The sequence below is a fragment of the Caulobacter sp. SLTY genome (assembly GCF_009905535.1).
Taxonomy (GTDB): domain Bacteria; phylum Pseudomonadota; class Alphaproteobacteria; order Caulobacterales; family Caulobacteraceae; genus Caulobacter.
Genome location: NZ_JAAALA010000031.1, coordinates 1 through 17,761 on the forward strand (window position 1 = coordinate 1; position 17,761 = coordinate 17,761).

Genomic DNA, 17,761 nt, shown 5'->3' on the forward strand with positions numbered 1-17,761 from the left:
GCGCCGTGGTCTCGGCCGCCCCGCCTCCCCCGCCGCCCAAGGTGGCCCGCGCAGCCGCGCGGCCTGAGCCTGAGGAGATCGACGAGGATCCGCCCTGGGAAGAGGATGAGAGCGACGCCGCACCCGACCTGTTCGACGATCCGAAACATAATTGACAGCGTAAATTATAGCGAGCAGTCTTCCCCTGTTGAAGGGAGGCCACGCCATGACCATGCTGTTTGCCGCCGCCGCGGTATTCGTTCTGATGCACCTGTTGATAGCCGGCACACGCGTTCGCGCCGGCATCGTCAGGGTGATCGGCGAGAACGCCTACATGGGGCTGTTTTCCTTGGCCTCCCTGGGCGCCATCGTCTGGTTGTCGATGGCCTACGGCGCGGCTCGGGGAGAAGGCGCGGTCTGGTGGGCGGCGCCCGCCGAAGTTGGGCATTGGCTTCAGGCCGGCATCCAGCTTGTGGCCCTGCTGTTCGTTGTGCCGGGCCTGCTCAGCCCCAACCCGACCAGCGTCAAACAGGAAGGCGCGCTTGGCCGCCCGGTCACCGGCATCCTGCGCATCACCCGCCACCCCTTCCTGTGGGGTGTGGCGATCTGGGCGGCGGGCCATCTCCTGGTCAACGGGGATACGCCCAGCGTGGTGCTTTTCGGCTCCATGGCCCTGCTGGCGATCTCCGGGACCTACAGCATCGACGCCAAGCGCCGCGCCAAGCTGGGCGCAGACTACGACGCCTTCGTCGCCCAGACCGCGAACATCCCTTTCGCCGCGGTGGTTCATGGCCGCCAGCCTTTCAGGCTGCTGGAGATCGGCTGGTGGCGCCTGCTGGCCGCCGTGGCGGTTTGGGCCGCGCTGCTGTGGGGCCACGGGATGATCTTCGGGGTCCCTGCCCTGCCTTGATCGGCGCAGCGGGGGCGGGCACTCTCCCCAGCATCGAGTAAGGGGGATCTAACCGATGCGTATCGCTATTCTGGCCGCCGCCGCCGTGCTGGCCGCCATGCCGGCCGCCGCCCAGTCGCTGAAGCTGACCAAGCCGGCCGACACCAACAAGGACGGTGTGGTCACCGACCAGGAACAGGCCGACTACTACGCCAAACAGGCCGACAAGCCGGTGCGCGAGATCGGCGTCGCCGCGCCCAAGGCCAGCGGCGACCAGATCTCGGTCAAGCTCACCGAGCCAGAAAACGAGCTCGACAAGCGCGCTGTCCCGGCGAGCGACTTCGAAAAGGCGCAGGACGCCCAGGCGCGCAAGGCGCAGTCGAAGGACGACTAGCGCCGGGTCGACCAGGCCAGCCAGGCGGCGATCAGGGCGATACCGACGGCCATCGTCCGGCGCAATCTGACGCTCCCTGCCGCCCGCGAAGCCAAAGTCCCGGCCCTGGCCGCGCCCAGAACGATCAGGCCGTGCACGGCCGCGCTGACCGCCAGATGGCCGGCCCCGAACAGGGCGATCTGCCACCCCGTCGGCGCGAAGCCCGGCCGGATGAAGGCCGGCAACAGGGTGACGTAGAACAACGCCGCCTTGGGGTTGAGCACATTGGCCAGAAAGCCCCGCCAGACCAGACGGGCCATCGAGGCCGGCGGCAGGACGTGCGCGTCCGGCCCGGCCTCGGCGCCACGCCAGGCGTCCCAAGCCAGCCACAGCAGATAGGCTACCCCCGCCCAGCGAAGGGCTTCGTAGGCCGCCGGCCAGACCAGCATCAGTTCGGTGAGTCCGAGCAAGGTGGCCAGGAGATAGGCCAGCAGACCCAGCTGAACCCCCAGCACCGCCGCGAAACCGGCTGCCCGCCCCCGCTCCGCCGACAAGGCGGCGAGGTAGCCCATATTCGGCCCCGGCGTCAGCTCGACCAGCACCATCGCCCCGAGAAAGGCCGGCAGCACAGCCGGGTCGATGGGCGAGGACAAAGCGCTATATGTCCGCGTAGACGTGCCGCTCGCCCGCGAAGCCCGGGTGGGTCGTCGCGCCCAGGTGGGCCGGACCGACGCCTTGCGCGAACTTCCACAGGGCGCCGGACCCGTAGGCGGTCTGGCGCGGCTTCCACTCAGCCTTGCGGCGGGCGAGTTCATCGGCCCCGACTTCCAGCTCGATGGTCCCCGCGTCGGCGTCGATCGCGATGATATCGCCGTCCTGTACCAAGCCGATTGGGCCACCGGCCTGGGCTTCAGGGCCGACGTGGCCGATGCAGAGGCCTCGGGTGCCGCCGCTGAAGCGGCCATCGGTGACCAGGGCCACCTTGTCGCCCCGGCCCTGTCCGGCCAGGGCGGCGGTGGTCGACAACATCTCGCGCATGCCCGGCCCGCCGCGCGGCCCCTCGTAGCGGATCACAAGCACATCGCCGTCCGCATAGTCGCCGCGCTCGACGGCGGCGAAACAGGCTTCCTCGCCATCGAACACCCGCGCCGGCCCGCGATGGGCCCGGTGGGAGGTCATGCCCGCCACCTTGACGATGGCGCCGTCGGGAGCCAACGAGCCCCAGAGCCCGACCACGCCGCCGGTCGGCGACAGGGGGTTGGTGTAAGGGCGGATGACGTCCTGGTTCTCGTTGAACACCACGCCTTCCAGGTTCTCGGCGATGGTCTTGCCGGTCACCGTCAGGCAGTCGCCGTGGATGTAGCCGCCGTCCAGGAGGGTGCGCAGCAGCATCGGCATGCCGCCCGCCTCGCCCATGTCCTTGGCCACATAGCGGCCGCCGGGCTTCAGGTCGGCCAGGTGGGGGGTGCGTTTGAAGATCTCGGCCATGTCGGCCAAGGTGAAGTCGATGCCGCACTCATGGGCCATGGCCGGCAGGTGCAGGCCGCCGTTGGTCGAGCCGCCGGTGGCGGCCACCACCACGGCCGCATTCTCGAACGCCTTGCGGGTGCAGATGTCGCGCGGCCGGATGTTCTGCTCGATCAACCGCACCACCGCCTCGCCGCTGGCCACCGCATAGGCGTCCCGGTCCAGGTAGGGGGCCGGCAGCGAGGCCGACAGCGGCAGCGCCAGGCCGATGGCCTCGGAGACGCAGGCCATGGTGTTGGCGGTGAACTGGCCGCCACAGGCGCCGTCGCCCGGACAGGCCACCCGCTCCAGACCCGCCAGCTCCTCGTCCGGCAGGTTGCCGGCCGAATGCTGGCCGACCGCCTCGAAGACGTCGACCACGGTGACGTCCTTGCCCTTCCAGCGACCGGGCAGGATCGAGCCGCCGTACAGAAAGACGCTGGGCACGTTGAGCCGCAGCATGGCCATCATCATCCCGGGCAGCGACTTGTCGCAGCCGGCCACCCCGACCAGGGCGTCGTAGCTGTGGCCCCGCATGGTCAGCTCGACCGAGTCGGCGATGACCTCGCGGCTGACCAGCGAGCTGCGCATGCCCTCATGGCCCATGGCGATGCCGTCGGTGACCGTGATGGTGCAGAACTCGCGCGGGGTCGCCCCGGCCTTCTTCACCCCTTCCGACACCGCGTGCGCCTGACGCATCAGGGCGGTGTTGCAGGGCGCCGCCTCGTTCCAGCAACTGGCCACCCCTACGAACGGCGCGTTGATCTCCCGCGTCCCCAGGCCCATCGCATAATAGTAGGACCGGTGCGGCGAGCGCGCCGGCCCCTCGGTCACATGCCGGCTGGGCAGGTTGGATTTATCCCACGATCCGTCGGGTTTCCGGGCCATTGACGCCTCCTCCACTCTGCTGGCGGGTTATCGCAATCGGCGGGGGCGCGGAAGGGCCAAAGGCGGAAAAATATTGCGCTGCAAAAGGCGCCAGCGCTCCCAGGACGCAAGCTTCGACCCCGCAGGCCTCAGGGCATCTTGCGGCGGAGGGGCTTGAAGATGGCCGTGGCGCGGGCGACGTCGCGCTCGCCGGCGTGGATGCGGCCCTCGACGAAGACCAGGTCACGGGTCTCGCGGGTGACCCGGCCGTCGCCGAACAGCCATTCGCCGCGCCGTCCGGCGCTCAGGTAGTCGAGGGACAGGTGCACCGTAACAGCCGCATGGCCGCCGGTGGCGCCGTGGACCGCGCGGGCCAGCACGCCGTCCATAAAGGTCGCGATCATGCCGCCGTGGGCGAAGCCCATGCCGTTGCAGTGGCGTGGGAGCACGAAGAAGGCGTGCTCATAGGTCCCGTCGGCGTTGTTCCGGTGGAACATCGGACCGTTGTGAGTGGTGTAGGGGCCGCGGGGCGAGTGGGAGAACCCTTCGGGCGGCGGCGGGATGACCTCGTCGTCAGCCACCGGTGAAGATCCGGTGGGTCACCTTGTCGCCCGGCGCGAGGCCCAGTTCGCCCGCCCGACCGCCGGCGATCTCCAGCACGCCCGATGCGGGGCCATTGGAGGGGATCGACTGCTCCGACATCGGGGTGGTCATGGCGGCGATCGAGACGATGGTCCCATCCTCGGCAATGTAGATGATGTCGAGCGGGATCAGGGTGTTCTTCATCCAGAAGGCCTGCTCGCGCTCCTCCTCGAAGTCGAACAGCATGCCGCGATCGGGGGCGAGCGACTTGCGGTCCATCAGGCCATGTTGGCGTTCCGCGTCATCGTCCGCGATCTCAACCTGGAACTTCACCTCGCCCCTGGCGGTGCGAATGGTGAGGGTCTCCAGCGGTGAGATCGGCTTTTCGGCCTCTGCGGCCGGACTGGCCTTGCAGGCGCTCAGCGATGGGGCGGCGACGCCGAGGGCCGCAGCCAGCAACAAGGCGCGGCCGTAACGGGAAAGCAATGACACGAAGCGAACTCTCCGAACCGGAGGCGTTCAGGACGCCTCGATCTGGGCCACGACCAGACCCTTGGGCCCTTCGGCGAAGCGCACCATGACGGTTTCCCCGGGCTGCAGGTCATCGAGGCCGCTGCGGCGCAGGGTCTCGATGTGGACGAAGATATCGCCGGGCGCGTCGTCGCGCACTACGAAACCGTAGCCCTTGGTGCGGTTGAACCATTTGACGGTGGCGCGCTCCATAGGGCCCTCGGGGACCACCATGGTGGCGCGCTGGCGCGACTCGCGCGCGCCGCCTAACCGGCCCGCACGCGGCTCGTCGAAGCGGCGAGGTCGTTCGAGCGGTGGCGGGGCGGCGCTCTCGTCGAGTTCGAGGATGTCGGTGACCTGCCAGCCTTTCGGCCGCTTGACCGCATCGCAGACGATCAGAGATCCCTCAAGGACAGAATCACGGCCCAGATTGCGTAGCGAAGTCACGTGCAGCAGCACATCGCGCGCATCGGTGACATCCGGGTCATCGGGCAAAATGAAGCCGTAGCCCTTGCCCAGGTCGAACCATTTGATTCTTCCGCTGATCCTCACGGCGTCGTCGTGAGCATCCTCGGTATGCATTTCGAGACTCGACATCACTCTCCCCCGCCCAGCCAAAACCACAAGCCAAGCGCCTCAAGAATAACAATGTTCTCCTGTGAGGTGAGCCGTCAATCACTGTTTTCCACGCACCGAGGGCAGAATCGCGGTTTCGCGACACTCCGCCGCACCCGAACCGGGTAGGCGCCAGTTTTTAGGGAAGCCCTCGTGGCACGCCCTAGGGGAATCGAACCCCTCTTACCAGATTGAAAATCTGGGGTCCTAACCGATAGACGAAGGGCGCGCGGCGAGGAAGCGGCGATATAGCCAACCTGTCGGAGGGGCGCAACCCCTCGAAAAACAAAACATCATTCGACGGCTTTGCGCGGATCGGCGACGTCCTCGATCTCCAGCTCAACCCCCTCCCGGCCCTGCCAATCATCGGGTTTCAGCCTGCCGACGACATGCACCCCGCCCCCGCCGGCTAGCAGCCGCTGGCCCATTTCCGTCTCGCCCGCACGCCAGGCGACGGCCTTGAGCCGGGCGCCGGCCGAATCGACAAGAGTCACCCGGATATGGCCGCCGCGCATGGCGATCGGCCGCTCGATTCGGGCGTCGGCCACGGCGAAGAGGGGTTCGGGATTGCCGGGACCGTAGGGGGCCAGGCGCTGGAAATCCTCGTAGAGCGCGCGCGTGGCCCCGCCGGGGGCCAGCAGGGCGTCGATCTCCACCGCATCCTGGGCGGCGGCGTCGATCATCTCCCCGGCCAGACGGTCGGCAAGGAAATCACGAAGTTCCGGCACGCCGGACGGGCGCACGGTCAGACCGGCCGCCATGGCGTGGCCGCCGCCGGCCAGCAGCAGACCCTCATCATAGGCGGCCTGAACCGCCCGGCCGAGGTTGACCCCCGGTTGGGAGCGGCCGGAACCCTTGCCGATGTCGGCGGGGCGGTCGACCCCGATCACGATCACCGGCTTGCGATACCGCTCGCGCAATCGGCCTGCGGCGATGCCGACCACGCCGGGGTGCCAGCCGTCGCCCGCGACCACAATAACCGGGGCTTCGGGGTCGAAATTGCTGGCCTGCTCGATCATCGCGACGGCCTCGTCGATCACCGCCCGCTCGACCTCCTTGCGGGAGGCGTTCAGGGCGTCGAGCTCCTGGGCCAGGGCGGAGGCCTCCTCCGGATCCTCGGTGGACAGCAGCCGGGCCCCGAGGTCGGCGCGGCCGATGCGGCCGCCGGCGTTGATGCGGGGGCCGAGGATCCAGCCGGCATGGAAGCTGGTGGCCGGCCCCTGGGCCTTGGCGACGTCGAGCAAGGCCTTCAGCCCAATATTGCGCCAGCCTGACATGACCCGCAGACCCTGGGCGGCCAGCGCGCGGTTGAAGCCGGTCAGCGAGGTGACGTCGCAGACCGCGCCCATAGCGGCGAGGTCCAGCCACTGCATGACGTCAGGTGGCGTCAGGCCGCGCTTGCGAGCCTCGCGGTTGAGGGCGGCCAGCAACACGAATACCACCCCCGCGGCCGCCAGGTGGCCCTGACCGGAGGCGCAGTCGGGACGGTTCGGGTTGACCAGGGCAGCCGCCGGCGGCGGGTCGCCCTTCATCAGGTGGTGATCGATCACCACCACATCGAGGCCGATTCGGGCGGCCTCATGCAGAGCATCGTGGGCGGCCGCTCCACAGTCGACGGTGATCACCAGGTCGGCGCCGCTGTCCTTGATCTTGCGGAAGGCGGCGGGACTGGGGCCGTACCCCTCGAGGATACGGTCCGGCACATAGACCGGCAGGTCGCGGCCCATGGCTCGGAACCAGCGGACCAGTTGGGCGGCGCTGGAGGCGCCATCGACGTCATAGTCCGCGAACACGGTGGTCGGGCGGCCGGACTCCACCGCATCGACCAGGATGCGCGCCGCCAGGTCCATGTCGGCGAAGCAGGAGGGGTCCGGAAACAGAGCCTTGAGGGTGGGGTTGAGGAAGTCCCCTCCCCCTTCCGCCCCGATGCCGCGCGCGGCGATGGCGCGGGCCAGGGGCTCCGACAGGCCGTGGCGCAGCTGGTGCTCGCGTACCGTCGCCTCGTCGGCCGGGCGGCGGCGCCAGGTCCGGCCGGTCAGGGACCTGCGGACGCCCAGGAAGTCCAGCGCTGGCGCGCCGTCGGCCATTAGAGGGCGCGTTTCATCCGCACTTCGCGCACCGTGCGGCTGGAGCTGTTCATCACCAGGGTGTGGGTGTGAACGAAGCCGTCCTTGAAGGTGACGCCGTCGAGCAGGGCGCCCTTGGTGACGCCGGTGGCTACGAAGATGGCGTCGGCGCGGACGATGTCGTTCAGGTCGTACTTGCGGTCGAAGTCGCTGATCCCGACCCGTTCGGCCCGGGCCTTCTCATCGGCGTTGCGGAACACCAGCCGGCCCTGGAATTGGCCACCGACGCACTTCAGCGCCGCGCAGGCCAGCACGCCTTCGGGGGCGCCGCCCTGGCCGATGTAGAGGTCGACGCCGGTTTCCGGATCGGCGGTGTTCATCACCCCGGCCACGTCCCCGTCGGTGATCAGATAGACGCGGGCGCCGACGCTGCGCAGGCTGGCCATGATGTCCGAGTGGCGCGGGCGGTCGAGGACGCAGACAGTGATCTGGTCGGCGGGCACGCCCTTGGCGGCGGCCAGAGCCTCGACGTTCTGCGCCGGGGTCTTGTCCAGATCGAGGATGCCTTCCGGATAGCCCGGCCCGCAGGCTATCTTGTCCATGTAGGTGTCGGGTGCGTTCAGCAGGGTGCCGGCCGGGGCCCAGGCCATCACCGCCAGCGCGTTGGCCATGGCCTTGGCGGTCAGGGTTGTGCCTTCCAGCGGGTCCAGGGCGATGTCGACGCGCGGGCCGCCCTTGCCAACCTTCTCGCCGATGTAGAGCATCGGGGCTTCGTCGCGCTCGCCCTCACCGATAACGATCTCGCCGTCGATCTCCAGATCGTTGAGCGCATTGCGCATGGCGTCGACGGCGGCCTGGTCGGCGGCCTTCTCGTCGCCGCGGCCCACGAGCGCCCAACTGGCAATGGCGGCGGCTTCGGTCACGCGGACGGCGTCGAGCACAAGCCCACGGTCGAGGGTTTCAGAACTCATATCAAAGCGTCTCCCGGCCCTGCGGATGTGTTTTCTAGAGGCCGAGCGGGGGTTTAGCCATTGTCGGGAGTCGGCGCGAGCAAGAATCGCCCCGAATCCCGTGAATTGCTCGCGACAAATCAGATACGGGCGATCCGCAACAGCCTCGGCCGCTCGATGACCACATCCAGCCGCTCCAGCCGATCAATGGCGTCGGTCAGGACCGACTCCGCAATCGCATGGGTAGTCAGCACGATGGGCACGCCGCCGGCGTCCTCGACTGGCTTCTGCAGGAAGCTGTCGATGGAGACGCCGCTGCCGGCCAGGGTTTCGGACACCGCCGCGATCACGCCGGGCTGGTCCTTTACCAGCAGGCGAAGGTAGGCCTTGCCCACCCGCCGGGTCGGGGCCACGGCGATGAAGGGGGCCAGGATCGCGGCCGGCGATTGGAACACCGGGCGGCGGGAGGCGGTCATGACGTCTGCAATGTCGGCGGCCACGGCGGCGGCGGTCGGACCGGCGCCCGCGCCGGGCCCCTGCAGGAAGATGCGGCCGATCCGGCTGCCTTCGATGAACAGGGCGTTGGTGGCGCCGCGCGTCTCGGCGAGTGGGTGGCCGAAGGCGACCAGGCTGGGGTGCACGCGCACCGCCACCCCATCATCGGTCTTCTCGGTCGAGGCGATCAGCCGGATGCGGTAGCCGAGGTCCTTGGCCAGGGTGATGTCGAGCTGTTCGACTTGGTCGATCCCCTCGATCTCGGCGGCGGCGTAGTTGGGGGCGCAGCCGAAGGCCAAGGCGGCCAGGATGCTGATCTTGTGAGCCGCGTCGAAGCCGCCGACGTCCATGGTCGGGTCGGCCTCGGCGTAGCCCAGCGCCTGGGCGTCGGCGAGAACCTCTTTGAAGCCCCGGCCCTTGGCCTCCATCTCGCTGAGGATGAAGTTGCAGGTGCCGTTGAGGATGCCGGCCAGGGCCGAGACGTCGTCCCCGACCATCGCCTCGCGCAGCATCTTCACCGCCGGGGTGCCGCCCATGACGGCGGCCTCGAACAGCAGGGGGACGCCGGCGGTCTCGGCCAGGACGGCGAGTTCCGCGCCATGCTCGGCGATCAGCGCCTTGTTGGCGGTGACCACCGGCTTGCCGGCCTTCAGCGCCGCCTCGACGGCCGCCTTGGCCGGGCCGTCGGAGCCGCCGACGAGTTCGACGAAGATGTCGATGTCGGGGCTGGAGGCCAGCGCCACCGGGTCGTCGAACCAAGCCAGGCCCGAGATATCGACCGGCCGGGGCCGAGAGCGGTTGCGAGCCGAGACCGCCGTGACCACCGCCCGGTCGCCGGCGGGGGCAAAGTCAGGCCGGTCGCTGAGAAACTGCAGCAGACCGCCGCCCACGGTGCCGAGGCCGGCGACGCCGATGCGCCAGGTCTTCTGTGTCATGCCGATCCCCTACTGAGCCGCCAGCGCATTGTGCGCCCGGCCCAGGATCTCGCCGGAGTTGGCGAGGAACTTCTTCACATTGCGGGCCGCCTGGCGGATGCGCTGTTCGTTCTCGACCAGGCCGATGCGGACATAGCCCTCGCCGTATTCGCCAAAGCCGGCGCCCGGCGCGACGGCCACGCCGGCCTCCTCGACTAGCAGCTTGGCGAACAGCATCGAGCCCGCTTCCCTGAACTGTTCGGGGATCGGGGCCCAGGCGAACATCGAGGCGGGGGGCGAGGGAATGTCCCAGCCGGCCTGGGCCATCGACTTCACCAGAGTGTCGCGGCGGCTCTTGTAGGTGGCGCGGATCTCGTCGACGCAGTCCTGCGGGCCGTTGAGCGCCGCCGCGGCCGCCACCTGGATCGGGGTGAAGGCGCCGTAGTCGAGGTAGGATTTCACCCGCGCCAGGGCCGAGCACATCCGCTCGTTGCCGACCACCATCCCGACCCGCCAGCCGGCCATGGCGTAGGTCTTCGACAGACTGTTGACCTCGACCGCGCAATCCTTGGCGCCATCGACCTGGAGCACGGACGGCGGCGGGTTGTCGTCGAAATATATCTCCGAATAGGCGACGTCGGAGATGACCAGCAGGTCGTGCTTCTTCGCCAGCTGGATGGCGTCCTTGTAGAAGTCGAGGTCGACCCATTGGGCCGTCGGGTTGGACGGGTAGCTGAGGATCAGCACGCTGGGCGGCGGCACGCTGTGGCGAACCGCGCGGCCGACACCGGAGAGATACTCTTCCGGCGAGAGGGCCGGCACATGGCGGATCACCCCGCCGGCCATGATGAAGCCGAAGGCGTGGATCGGGTAAGCCGGGTTGGGGCAGATGATCACGTCGCCGGGGGCGGTCAGGGCGTTAGCCAGGTTGGCGAAGCCCTCCTTGGAGCCGAGGGTGGCGATCACCTCCCGGTCCGGGTCCAGCTTCACCCCGTAACGGCGCCCGTAATAGCCGGCCATGGCGCGGCGCAGGCCGATAATGCCCTTGGAGGCGCTGTAGCGGCCGGACTTCGGATCACGGGCCGTCTCGACCATCTTGTCGACGATGTGCTTGGGGGTCGGCATATCGGGGTTGCCCATGCCGAAATCGATAATGTCGACCCCCTGGCCGCGCAGGCGGGCCTTGATCTTGTTGACCTCCTCGAAGACGTAGGGAGGCAGGCGTCGGATACGGTGGAAATCGGTCGTCATTTCAGGCTCGTGCGCCGCTATCGGCGCTGCGGGAGCGGGTGTTGAGCATGGATAGCCCACGCGATGGGCTCAACCAAGCCAGCTGTTGGAAGATTATGCCCCCGCTGCCCGTAGAGACCTACTTCGGCGACGGGGGCGGCTTAGCTCGCGCACGGGCGGCGGCGGCGAAGGCCTCGGACTCGGCGATCTCGGCGTCGGTCGGGGCGCGGATGTCGCCGGTGTCGGCGCGGGCCCGCTCGGCGAAGGCCTCGCTGGCGTCGAGCTGCCAGGTTTCCGGGGCGGTGTCGGCCCGCACGGCCTGGCCGGCCAGGGTCTGGCTCTCGACCTCCGTGCGGAAGCTTTCGGCGGCCGGCAGGTCCGTCGGCGGGGCCGGGATGTCGGCGAAGCTGGGATAGTTGCCGGGCTTGGCCAAGACCGCTTCGATCTGAGCCTTGGCAGGGGAGTTCGGATCGACAGCCACCTCGTCGAACACCGAACTGCTGGCGCATCCGCCCAAGGCGAGGGCGCCCAGCGCTAGCGCGCCGAGCAGAACCAGCGCGGTGCTGGAAAACAAATCGCGGGGTTGGCCGTTCATCCTAAGTCCGGTCATATGCGATGATTGCGACGAACGAAAGGGCGGCTCAGCGTCCTTCAGGTGAGGATACCGTGCATGGCCCGGGCAACGACGACCACTTCGACGACCAAGCCGAAGGCCACGAAGCCCAAGACCGTCAAGGCCGCCAAGCCGAAAGCTCCACCGACCGACCGCAAGGAGGCCGCCGCCCAGGCGACCGCGCCCGAGCCGCCGAAGGCCGACGCCCCTTCCCTGCCGGATCCGGCCGCCTTCATACCGCGCGAGCAGCGGGAGCAGTTCGAGAAGCTGTCGGCAAACCTGGCCCGCGCCGCCATCACCGCCCAGGGAGCCATCGCCGAGGCCGCCCTGCGCCAGGCCGACGCCCCGGCGGCGCTGAACACCGACCCTTTCCACGTCGGCCCGGCCCTGACCCAGGTGATGGGCAAGCTGGCCAGCGAGCCTGACCGCATGCTGCGGGCCCAGGCGGATCTCTTCTCCCGCTATCTGGACCTCTGGCAAAACACCGCCAAGCGGATGGCCGGCGAGCAGGTCGAGCCGGTTGTCGCGCCCGCCAAGGGCGACAAGCGGTTCAACGATCCGGACTGGGGCGCCAACCCGGTCTTCGACGTGATGAAGCAGTCCTACCTGCTCACCTCCAACTGGCTGAACGGGCTGGTGTCGGAGGTCGAGGGTGTCGATCCGCTCGAGAAGCGACGGGTCGAGTTCTTCATGAAGATGCTGACCGACGCGGTCAGCCCCTCCAACTTCCTGATGAGCAACCCAGCCGCCCTGCGCGAGGCGGTGGCCACCGGCGGCGAGAGCCTGGTGCGGGGGATGGAGCAGTTCGCCGAGGACCTGGCCCGCGGCGGCGGCCAGCTGTCGATCAGCCAGACCGACATGGACGAGTTCGTGGTGGGTGAGAACGTCGCCACCGCGCCCGGCAAGGTCATCTACCAGAACGACATCCTGCAGCTGCTGCAGTTCAATCCGACGACCGAGCAGGTGCGGGAGATCCCGCTGCTGCTGTTTACGCCCTGGATCAACAAGTTCTACATCACCGACCTTCGGCCCGATAACAGCCTGATCCGCTGGCTGACCGGCCAGGGCTTCAGCGTCTTCGTCACCAGCTGGGTGAACCCCGACGAAAAGCTCGCGGCCAAGACCTTCGAGGACTACCTGGTCGAGGGCATCTACGACGCCACCGCCCAGGTGATGAAGCAGGCCGGCACCGAAAAGGTGAACACCGTCGGCTACTGCATCGGCGGTACGCTGCTCAGCTGCGCCCTGGCCCACATGGCCGCCAAGGGCGACAAGCGGGTCAATTCCGCCACCTTCTTCGCCGCCCAACAGGACTTCGCCGAGGCCGGCGACCTGCGGCTTTTCGTCGACGAGGGCTGGCTGAAGGACATCGAGGCCCAGATGGACAAGGCCGGCGGCTTCCTGCCCGGCAAGTCGATGGCCGATACGTTCAACGCCCTGCGCGGCAACGACCTGATCTGGTCGTTCTTCGTGAACAACTACCTGATGGGCAAGGAGCCCAAGCCCTTCGACCTGCTGTTCTGGAACAGCGACCAGACGCGGATGCCCAAGGCGCTCCACCTGTTCTATCTGCGCAATTTCTACAAGGATAACGCCCTGGCGGAGGGCAAGCTGACCCTGGATGGGGTGAAGCTGGACCTGTCGAAGGTGAAGACGCCGATCTACGTTCAGTCGAGCCGCGAGGACCATATCGCCCCGTTCCGCAGCATCTATCGCGGGGCCAAGCTGTTCGGCGGGCCGGTCACCTTCACCATGGCCGGCAGCGGCCACATCGCCGGAGTGATCAACCACCCCAACGCCAGGAAGTACCAGCACTGGACCAACAGCGCCCTGCCCGCCACCGTCGAGGAATGGGTCGCCGGCGCCGTGGAGCATCCGGGCAGCTGGTGGCCCCACTGGGCGGCCTGGCTCAACGAGCGGTCGGGCGAGATGGTCCCGGCGCGGGACCCGACCAAGGGGCCGCTGAAGCCGATCGAGGATGCGCCGGGGTCGTTCGTGAAGGTGCGGAGCTAAAGCTCAAGCCGCAGCTTCGGCCGCTCCCAAGTGATTTCCCCGATCGGGGGCGACACCCCGACATCCACCGCTCCCATCCGCCGGTAGAACTCAGCCGCCCGCGGGTTCGAGCTGATCACCACGGCCGTCGCTTCGAGTGCCCTCGCCCTGTTAGCCATATGCTCGAACAGCCGCCGTCCGACGCCCTTCCCCTGGGCGGCATTGGCGGTGAAGAAGAGGTCGAGTTCCCAGACCGGACCCTCGTGCGGGATCAGCTGGTAGAAGCCCATCGCCACGCCGTCCTCCTCGTCCAGCCAGACCTCATCGGCATGGGCGAAGGTCCAGCGAGAAACGAAGGCGGCGATCATCGCCCGCGCGGCCGGGGCCTCATAGCCATTGCTCTCGCTCATCAGCGCAACCAGGGCCGCGCGGTCCTCCGGCCTCGCCCGGTGGATCATCAGATGTGCAGCGGCCGGGCGTAGGCGTCGAGCGCCGCCTCGTGCATGGCCTCGCTCATGGTCGGGTGCGGGAAGACGGTGGCGAACAGGTCTTCCTCCGTCGCCTCCATGGTCATGGCGATGGCATAGCCCTGGATCATCTCGGTGACCTCGTGGCCGATCATGTGGGCGCCGAGCAGGGCCCCGGTGTTGGCGTCGAACACCGTCTTGACGAACCCGTCCAGTTCGCCCGCGGCGATCGCCTTGCCGTTCACCTTGAAGGGGAAGCGGCCGACTTTCACCTCATGGCCGGCCGCCTTGGCGGCGGCTTCGGTCAGGCCGACGGAGGCGACCTGCGGCGTCGCATAGGTGCAGCCGGGGATCGGGGCGGTCAGGTTGGGGGTCTTGAAGCCGGCGATGTACTCGATGCAATGAACACCCTCGTGCATCGCCTTGTGGGCCAGCCAGGGAGCACCGGCGACATCGCCGATCGCATAGAGGCCCGGCACGTTGGTGACGCCGTGCTTGTCGGTCGCCACATGGCCGCGGTCCAGTTTCAGGCCCAGGGTCTCCAGGCCCATGTTGTCGGTGTTGGGACTGATGCCGATGGCCACGATGGCCACGTCGGCGGCCAGGGTCTCGGCCTTGCCGCCGACTTCCAGATCGACGCTGACGCCGGACTTGCTCTTGGCCAGCTTGGACACCTTGGCGGCAACCCGGAACTTGATGCCGCGCTTCTCGAACGCCTTGTGGGCGGCCTTGGAGATCTCCTCGTCCTCGACCGGCAGGATGCGGTCCAGCGCCTCGATCACCGTCACCTCCGAGCCCAGCGCCCGATAGAAGCTGGCGAACTCGATGCCGATCGCGCCCGAGCCGATGACCACCAGGCTCTTGGGCGCGCTCTTGGGAACCAGCGCCTCGCGGTAGGTCCAGATGCGCTCGCCGTCCGGTTCGAAGCCGATGGCCGGGATGGTGCGGGCGCGGGCGCCGGTGGCCAGGATGACATGCTTGGCAGTCACCGTGCGGCTGCCGCCGGCCTTCAACGCCACGACCGCCTTGGGCGCGCCAGCCGCCTTCTCAAGCTTCGCAGTCCCCTCGATGACCTCGATCTTGTGCTTCTTCATCAGGAAGGCGACGCCGGCGGTCAGTTGCTTGGCCACCCCGCGCGAGCGCTCGACCACCTTGCCGAAGTCGAACGACCGGCCCTGCACGGACAGGCCATAGGCCTCAAGGTGCCCCAGCTGCTCGTAGACCTCGGCGGTCTTCAGCAGCGCCTTGGTCGGGATGCAGCCCCAGTTGAGGCAGATGCCGCCCAGGTTCTCCCGCTCCACGATGGCGGTCTTCAGGCCCAGCTGGCTGGCGCGGATGGCAGTCACATAGCCGCCGGGGCCGGCGCCAATGACGATCACGTCGAAATCGCTCAACGGTTCACTCCGTGAAGAAATAGTCGGGCGGCAGGAACTTCAGCGCCTGCCAGATGAAGAAGACGAAGCTCAGCCCCAACCAGACGGCCGTGTAGGCGGCGCTGATCAGGCCGCCCTTGACCACCGCCCCGAACCAGCTGCGCCCGTAGTAGGTCTTGAGGCCGATGGTCAGGTAGACTTGGTAGGCGAGCAGCACCAGTCCGAGGCCGATCTTGGGCCCGGCCATGTTCCACAGCGCTCCCCCGATCATCAGCAGGTAAAGGGTCGTGTGGCCCCAGAGCGAAAAGATGAAGTGGTCGGCCAGCAGCGTGCTCCGACCGTAGAGAGGCCAGATCATCAGGGCATACAGTGGCATCAGCAGCCAAAGGGCCCGGGGCGCCCAGGTGGCGATATCGTCATTGATCACCTGCGGCTTCTCGACCGCCAGCAGCAGCGCGGCGAGGAAGGCGCGGTTACCCTCGTCGGCGAGATTTTTGCTGGCATTCTTCAGGGCGGCCGCGACCTCGGGATGGGGCGTGGCCGGGTCTTCAGGCATCAGGGTCCGGGCCTGGATGTAGAACCCCTTCATCTCCGTCGTGCCGTCCGCAAGCTCCGAGACGACGACCGGCCCATCGGTGCGCCGCACCTCGAACTGCATCATGCTGACGCCCGTGATCCCCAGGAACAGGAAGAAGACCAGCGAGGCGCTGACATAGAGCTTGAACGGCGAGAGGTAGCGTTTGCGATCGCCGTCCCGCAGGCCGCGCAGGATGCGGCCCGGATCGAGCAGCAGGTCGCGCAGGGTGTGGGGAACATGCTCGGTGAAGCTGAAGATGTTGTCGAGCGCGTCGGCAAACAGGAACTTCAGCTCCCTCCGTGGCGGCTGGCTGTCCTCGCCGCAGGCATGGCAGAACCGCCCGACCAGCGGCGATCCGCAGTCGTCGCAAAGCCTCTCGCTGGCGGTCTCGGGCGGCAAGGCGCCGGCCTCAGACGATCATGGTCAGCGGGTCTTCAATCAGCGACTTGAACACCTGCAGGAAGCGCGCGCCGATGGCCCCGTCGACCACCCGGTGGTCGCAGGTCAGGGTGACGGTCATCACCGTGGCGATGGCCAGTTCGCCGTTCTTCACAACGGGGCGCTGCTCGCCGGCGCCGACGCTCATGATGCAGCCCTGCGGCTCGTTGATGATCGAGGCGAAGGACTTGATTCCCATCATGCCGAGGTTGGAGACCGAGAAGGTGCCGCCCTGGAACTCCTCGGGCTTCAGCTTGCGGTCGCGGGCGCGGGCGGCGAGGTCCTTGGCCTCGATAGCGATCTTGGCCAAGCCCTTGGTGTCGGCCTTGCGGATGATCGGGGTGATCAGGCCGCCGTCGATGGCCACGGCCATGGCGATGTCGGCGTGGTGGTGCATGGCCAGCCCCTCGGGGCTGTAGCTGGCGTTGGCTTCCGGCACCCGCTTGAGAGCCACGGCCACGGCCTTCATCACCAAGTCGTTGACCGAAACCTTGACCCCGTCCTTCTCCAGCATGGCGTTGATCTTGGAGCGCGCGGCCAGCAGGCCGTCGATCTCCAGGTCGATGGTCAGGGGGAAGTGGGGGATGTCGCGGAAGCTATCGGTCATCCGGCGGGCGATGGTCTTGCGCATGCCGTCGAGCGGGACGAGGTCGTAGCTGCCGTCGGGGATGCCCATCTGGGCCAGGGATTGCGGCGCGCGGGCCGGGGCGGACGCGGGCGCCGCGCCGGGGAAGGAAGGCGCCTCGGCGGGAGCCTTGCCGCGGGCAGCGTCGACGTCGGCCTTGACGATGCGGCCGTGCGGGCCGCTGCCCTTCAGGGCCGCGAGGTCGAGCCCGGCGGCCTGAGCCAGCCGCTTGGCCAGCGGTGAAGCGAAGATGCGGTCGCCCGAGCCGTTCAACGTGGCGGGCGCCGGCGCCTTGGTGGTGGCGCCGGTCTCGCCAGCGGCCTGCGATGGGGCGGCGGGAGGGGGCGCCGCCTTGGCGGCCTCTGGCGTGGGTTCAGGCTTGGCTTCCGCCTTGGGGGCCTCAGCCTTGGGAGCCGGCGCGGGCGCCTCACCCTCCCCGGCCAGGCGGGCGATGGGGGTGTTGACCTTCACGCCCTCGGTCCCGGCGTCGACCAGGATGGCCTCGACCACGCCCTCGTCAACGGCCTCGACCTCCATGGTCGCCTTGTCGGTCTCGATCTCGGCGATCACGTCACCGGCTTTCACCGTGTCGCCGGGCTTCACATGCCACTTGGCCAGCGAGCCTTCCTCCATGGTCGGCGACAGGGCGGGCATCAGAATTTCAATGGACATGGCGCGGCTCGTTGTTGGCTCTGCTTTG

17 protein-coding genes and 1 tRNA gene are annotated in these 17,761 nt (G+C 68.2%); 3 read left to right on the forward strand and 15 right to left on the reverse strand.

The window, feature by feature from the left end:
* Positions 1-205: 205 nt before the first annotated feature.
* A complete protein-coding gene (locus tag GVN21_RS16080) occupies positions 206-889 on the forward strand; it encodes an NnrU family protein (protein WP_166575754.1) in 684 nt (227 codons plus the stop codon).
* A 55-nt stretch (positions 890-944) separates the two neighbouring features.
* On the forward strand, positions 945-1,262 hold the full coding sequence (locus tag GVN21_RS16085) for a hypothetical protein (RefSeq protein ID WP_166575755.1): 318 nt from the start codon (positions 945-947) through the stop codon (positions 1,260-1,262).
* On the opposite strand, the gene GVN21_RS16090 is transcribed toward GVN21_RS16085, so the two are convergent.
* From GVN21_RS16090 to GVN21_RS16140, 11 genes are all read right to left on the reverse strand, one after another.
* On the reverse strand, positions 1,259-1,894 hold the full coding sequence (locus GVN21_RS16090; protein ID WP_240902980.1) for a LysE family translocator: 636 nt from the start codon (positions 1,892-1,894) through the stop codon (positions 1,259-1,261). The two genes, GVN21_RS16085 and GVN21_RS16090, sit on opposite strands and share 4 nt — an antisense overlap.
* A 4-nt stretch (positions 1,895-1,898) precedes the next feature.
* Positions 1,899-3,635 (reverse strand): dihydroxy-acid dehydratase, encoded by a 1,737-nt coding sequence (gene ilvD, locus GVN21_RS16095; RefSeq protein ID WP_166575756.1) that lies wholly within the window; start codon positions 3,633-3,635, stop codon positions 1,899-1,901.
* A gap of 128 nt (positions 3,636-3,763) precedes the next feature.
* Positions 3,764-4,195: a PaaI family thioesterase gene (locus GVN21_RS21405; protein ID WP_166575757.1), complete on the reverse strand. Its 432-nt coding sequence runs from the start codon at positions 4,193-4,195 to the stop codon at positions 3,764-3,766.
* Complete coding sequence (locus GVN21_RS16105; protein WP_166575758.1) at positions 4,188-4,688, reverse strand: DUF192 domain-containing protein; 501 nt, start codon at positions 4,686-4,688, stop codon at positions 4,188-4,190. The genes GVN21_RS21405 and GVN21_RS16105 overlap by 8 nt, the downstream gene beginning before the upstream one ends.
* 27 nt (positions 4,689-4,715) lie before the next feature.
* Complete coding sequence (locus GVN21_RS16110) at positions 4,716-5,303, reverse strand: cold-shock protein (protein ID WP_166575759.1); 588 nt, start codon at positions 5,301-5,303, stop codon at positions 4,716-4,718.
* A 172-nt stretch (positions 5,304-5,475) separates the two neighbouring features.
* A tRNA-Glu gene (locus GVN21_RS16115) sits at positions 5,476-5,550 on the reverse strand.
* A 64-nt stretch (positions 5,551-5,614) separates the two neighbouring features.
* Positions 5,615-7,408, reverse strand: a complete 1,794-nt coding sequence (recJ, locus tag GVN21_RS16120; RefSeq protein WP_166575760.1) for a single-stranded-DNA-specific exonuclease RecJ — start codon at positions 7,406-7,408, stop codon at positions 5,615-5,617.
* Complete coding sequence (gene glpX, locus GVN21_RS16125) at positions 7,408-8,358, reverse strand: class II fructose-bisphosphatase (RefSeq protein ID WP_166575761.1); 951 nt, start codon at positions 8,356-8,358, stop codon at positions 7,408-7,410. The genes recJ and glpX overlap by 1 nt, the downstream gene beginning before the upstream one ends.
* Before the next feature lie 119 nt (positions 8,359-8,477).
* Positions 8,478-9,767, reverse strand: a complete 1,290-nt coding sequence (locus GVN21_RS16130; RefSeq protein ID WP_166575762.1) for a homoserine dehydrogenase — start codon at positions 9,765-9,767, stop codon at positions 8,478-8,480.
* A gap of 9 nt (positions 9,768-9,776) precedes the next feature.
* Positions 9,777-10,997, reverse strand: coding sequence for an LL-diaminopimelate aminotransferase (locus GVN21_RS16135; protein ID WP_166575763.1), 1,221 nt, complete (start codon positions 10,995-10,997; stop codon positions 9,777-9,779).
* A 118-nt stretch (positions 10,998-11,115) separates the two neighbouring features.
* Positions 11,116-11,571 carry a hypothetical protein gene (locus GVN21_RS16140; protein WP_166575764.1) on the reverse strand — a complete coding sequence of 152 codons (456 nt, stop codon included), beginning with the start codon at positions 11,569-11,571 and terminating at the stop codon, positions 11,116-11,118.
* A gap of 75 nt (positions 11,572-11,646) precedes the next feature.
* Between GVN21_RS16140 and phaC the strand changes: the two genes are divergently transcribed.
* A complete protein-coding gene (phaC, locus tag GVN21_RS16145) occupies positions 11,647-13,602 on the forward strand; it encodes a class I poly(R)-hydroxyalkanoic acid synthase (protein ID WP_166575765.1) in 1,956 nt (651 codons plus the stop codon).
* Here the strand turns inward: phaC and GVN21_RS16150 are convergent.
* The 4 genes from GVN21_RS16150 to GVN21_RS16165 are packed head-to-tail and all read right to left on the reverse strand — an operon-like array spanning position 13,599 to position 17,733.
* On the reverse strand, positions 13,599-13,991 hold the full coding sequence (locus GVN21_RS16150; RefSeq protein WP_205690125.1) for a GNAT family N-acetyltransferase: 393 nt from the start codon (positions 13,989-13,991) through the stop codon (positions 13,599-13,601). The two genes, phaC and GVN21_RS16150, sit on opposite strands and share 4 nt — an antisense overlap.
* 47 nt (positions 13,992-14,038) lie before the next feature.
* Positions 14,039-15,442, reverse strand: a complete 1,404-nt coding sequence (gene lpdA / locus GVN21_RS16155) for a dihydrolipoyl dehydrogenase (protein WP_166575767.1) — start codon at positions 15,440-15,442, stop codon at positions 14,039-14,041.
* Between the two features lie 4 nt (positions 15,443-15,446).
* Positions 15,447-16,397 carry a DUF3667 domain-containing protein gene (locus GVN21_RS16160; RefSeq protein ID WP_166575768.1) on the reverse strand — a complete coding sequence of 317 codons (951 nt, stop codon included), beginning with the start codon at positions 16,395-16,397 and terminating at the stop codon, positions 15,447-15,449.
* Positions 16,398-16,407: 10 nt separating this feature from the next.
* On the reverse strand, positions 16,408-17,733 hold the full coding sequence (locus GVN21_RS16165; protein ID WP_166575769.1) for a pyruvate dehydrogenase complex dihydrolipoamide acetyltransferase: 1,326 nt from the start codon (positions 17,731-17,733) through the stop codon (positions 16,408-16,410).
* Positions 17,734-17,761: the final 28 nt, after the last annotated feature.

What these genes read in the sequence shown, in the direction of transcription:
- GVN21_RS16080 (WP_166575754.1), top strand. Translation starts at nt 206, where the DNA reads ATGACCATGCTGTTTGCCGCCGCCGCGGTATTCGTTCTGATGCACCTG.
- GVN21_RS16085 (WP_166575755.1), top strand. Translation starts at nt 945, where the DNA reads ATGCGTATCGCTATTCTGGCCGCCGCCGCCGTGCTGGCCGCCATGCCG.
- ilvD (WP_166575756.1), bottom strand. Translation starts at nt 3,635, where the DNA reads ATGGCCCGGAAACCCGACGGATCGTGGGATAAATCCAACCTGCCCAGC.
- GVN21_RS16110 (WP_166575759.1), bottom strand. Translation starts at nt 5,303, where the DNA reads ATGTCGAGTCTCGAAATGCATACCGAGGATGCTCACGACGACGCCGTG.
- recJ (WP_166575760.1), bottom strand. Translation starts at nt 7,408, where the DNA reads ATGGCCGACGGCGCGCCAGCGCTGGACTTCCTGGGCGTCCGCAGGTCC.
- glpX (WP_166575761.1), bottom strand. Translation starts at nt 8,358, where the DNA reads ATGAGTTCTGAAACCCTCGACCGTGGGCTTGTGCTCGACGCCGTCCGC.
- GVN21_RS16130 (WP_166575762.1), bottom strand. Translation starts at nt 9,767, where the DNA reads ATGACACAGAAGACCTGGCGCATCGGCGTCGCCGGCCTCGGCACCGTG.
- GVN21_RS16135 (WP_166575763.1), bottom strand. Translation starts at nt 10,997, where the DNA reads ATGACGACCGATTTCCACCGTATCCGACGCCTGCCTCCCTACGTCTTC.
- GVN21_RS16140 (WP_166575764.1), bottom strand. Translation starts at nt 11,571, where the DNA reads ATGAACGGCCAACCCCGCGATTTGTTTTCCAGCACCGCGCTGGTTCTG.
- phaC (WP_166575765.1), top strand. Translation starts at nt 11,647, where the DNA reads ATGGCCCGGGCAACGACGACCACTTCGACGACCAAGCCGAAGGCCACG.
- GVN21_RS16150 (WP_205690125.1), bottom strand. Translation starts at nt 13,991, where the DNA reads ATGAGCGAGAGCAATGGCTATGAGGCCCCGGCCGCGCGGGCGATGATC.
- GVN21_RS16165 (WP_166575769.1), bottom strand. Translation starts at nt 17,733, where the DNA reads ATGTCCATTGAAATTCTGATGCCCGCCCTGTCGCCGACCATGGAGGAA.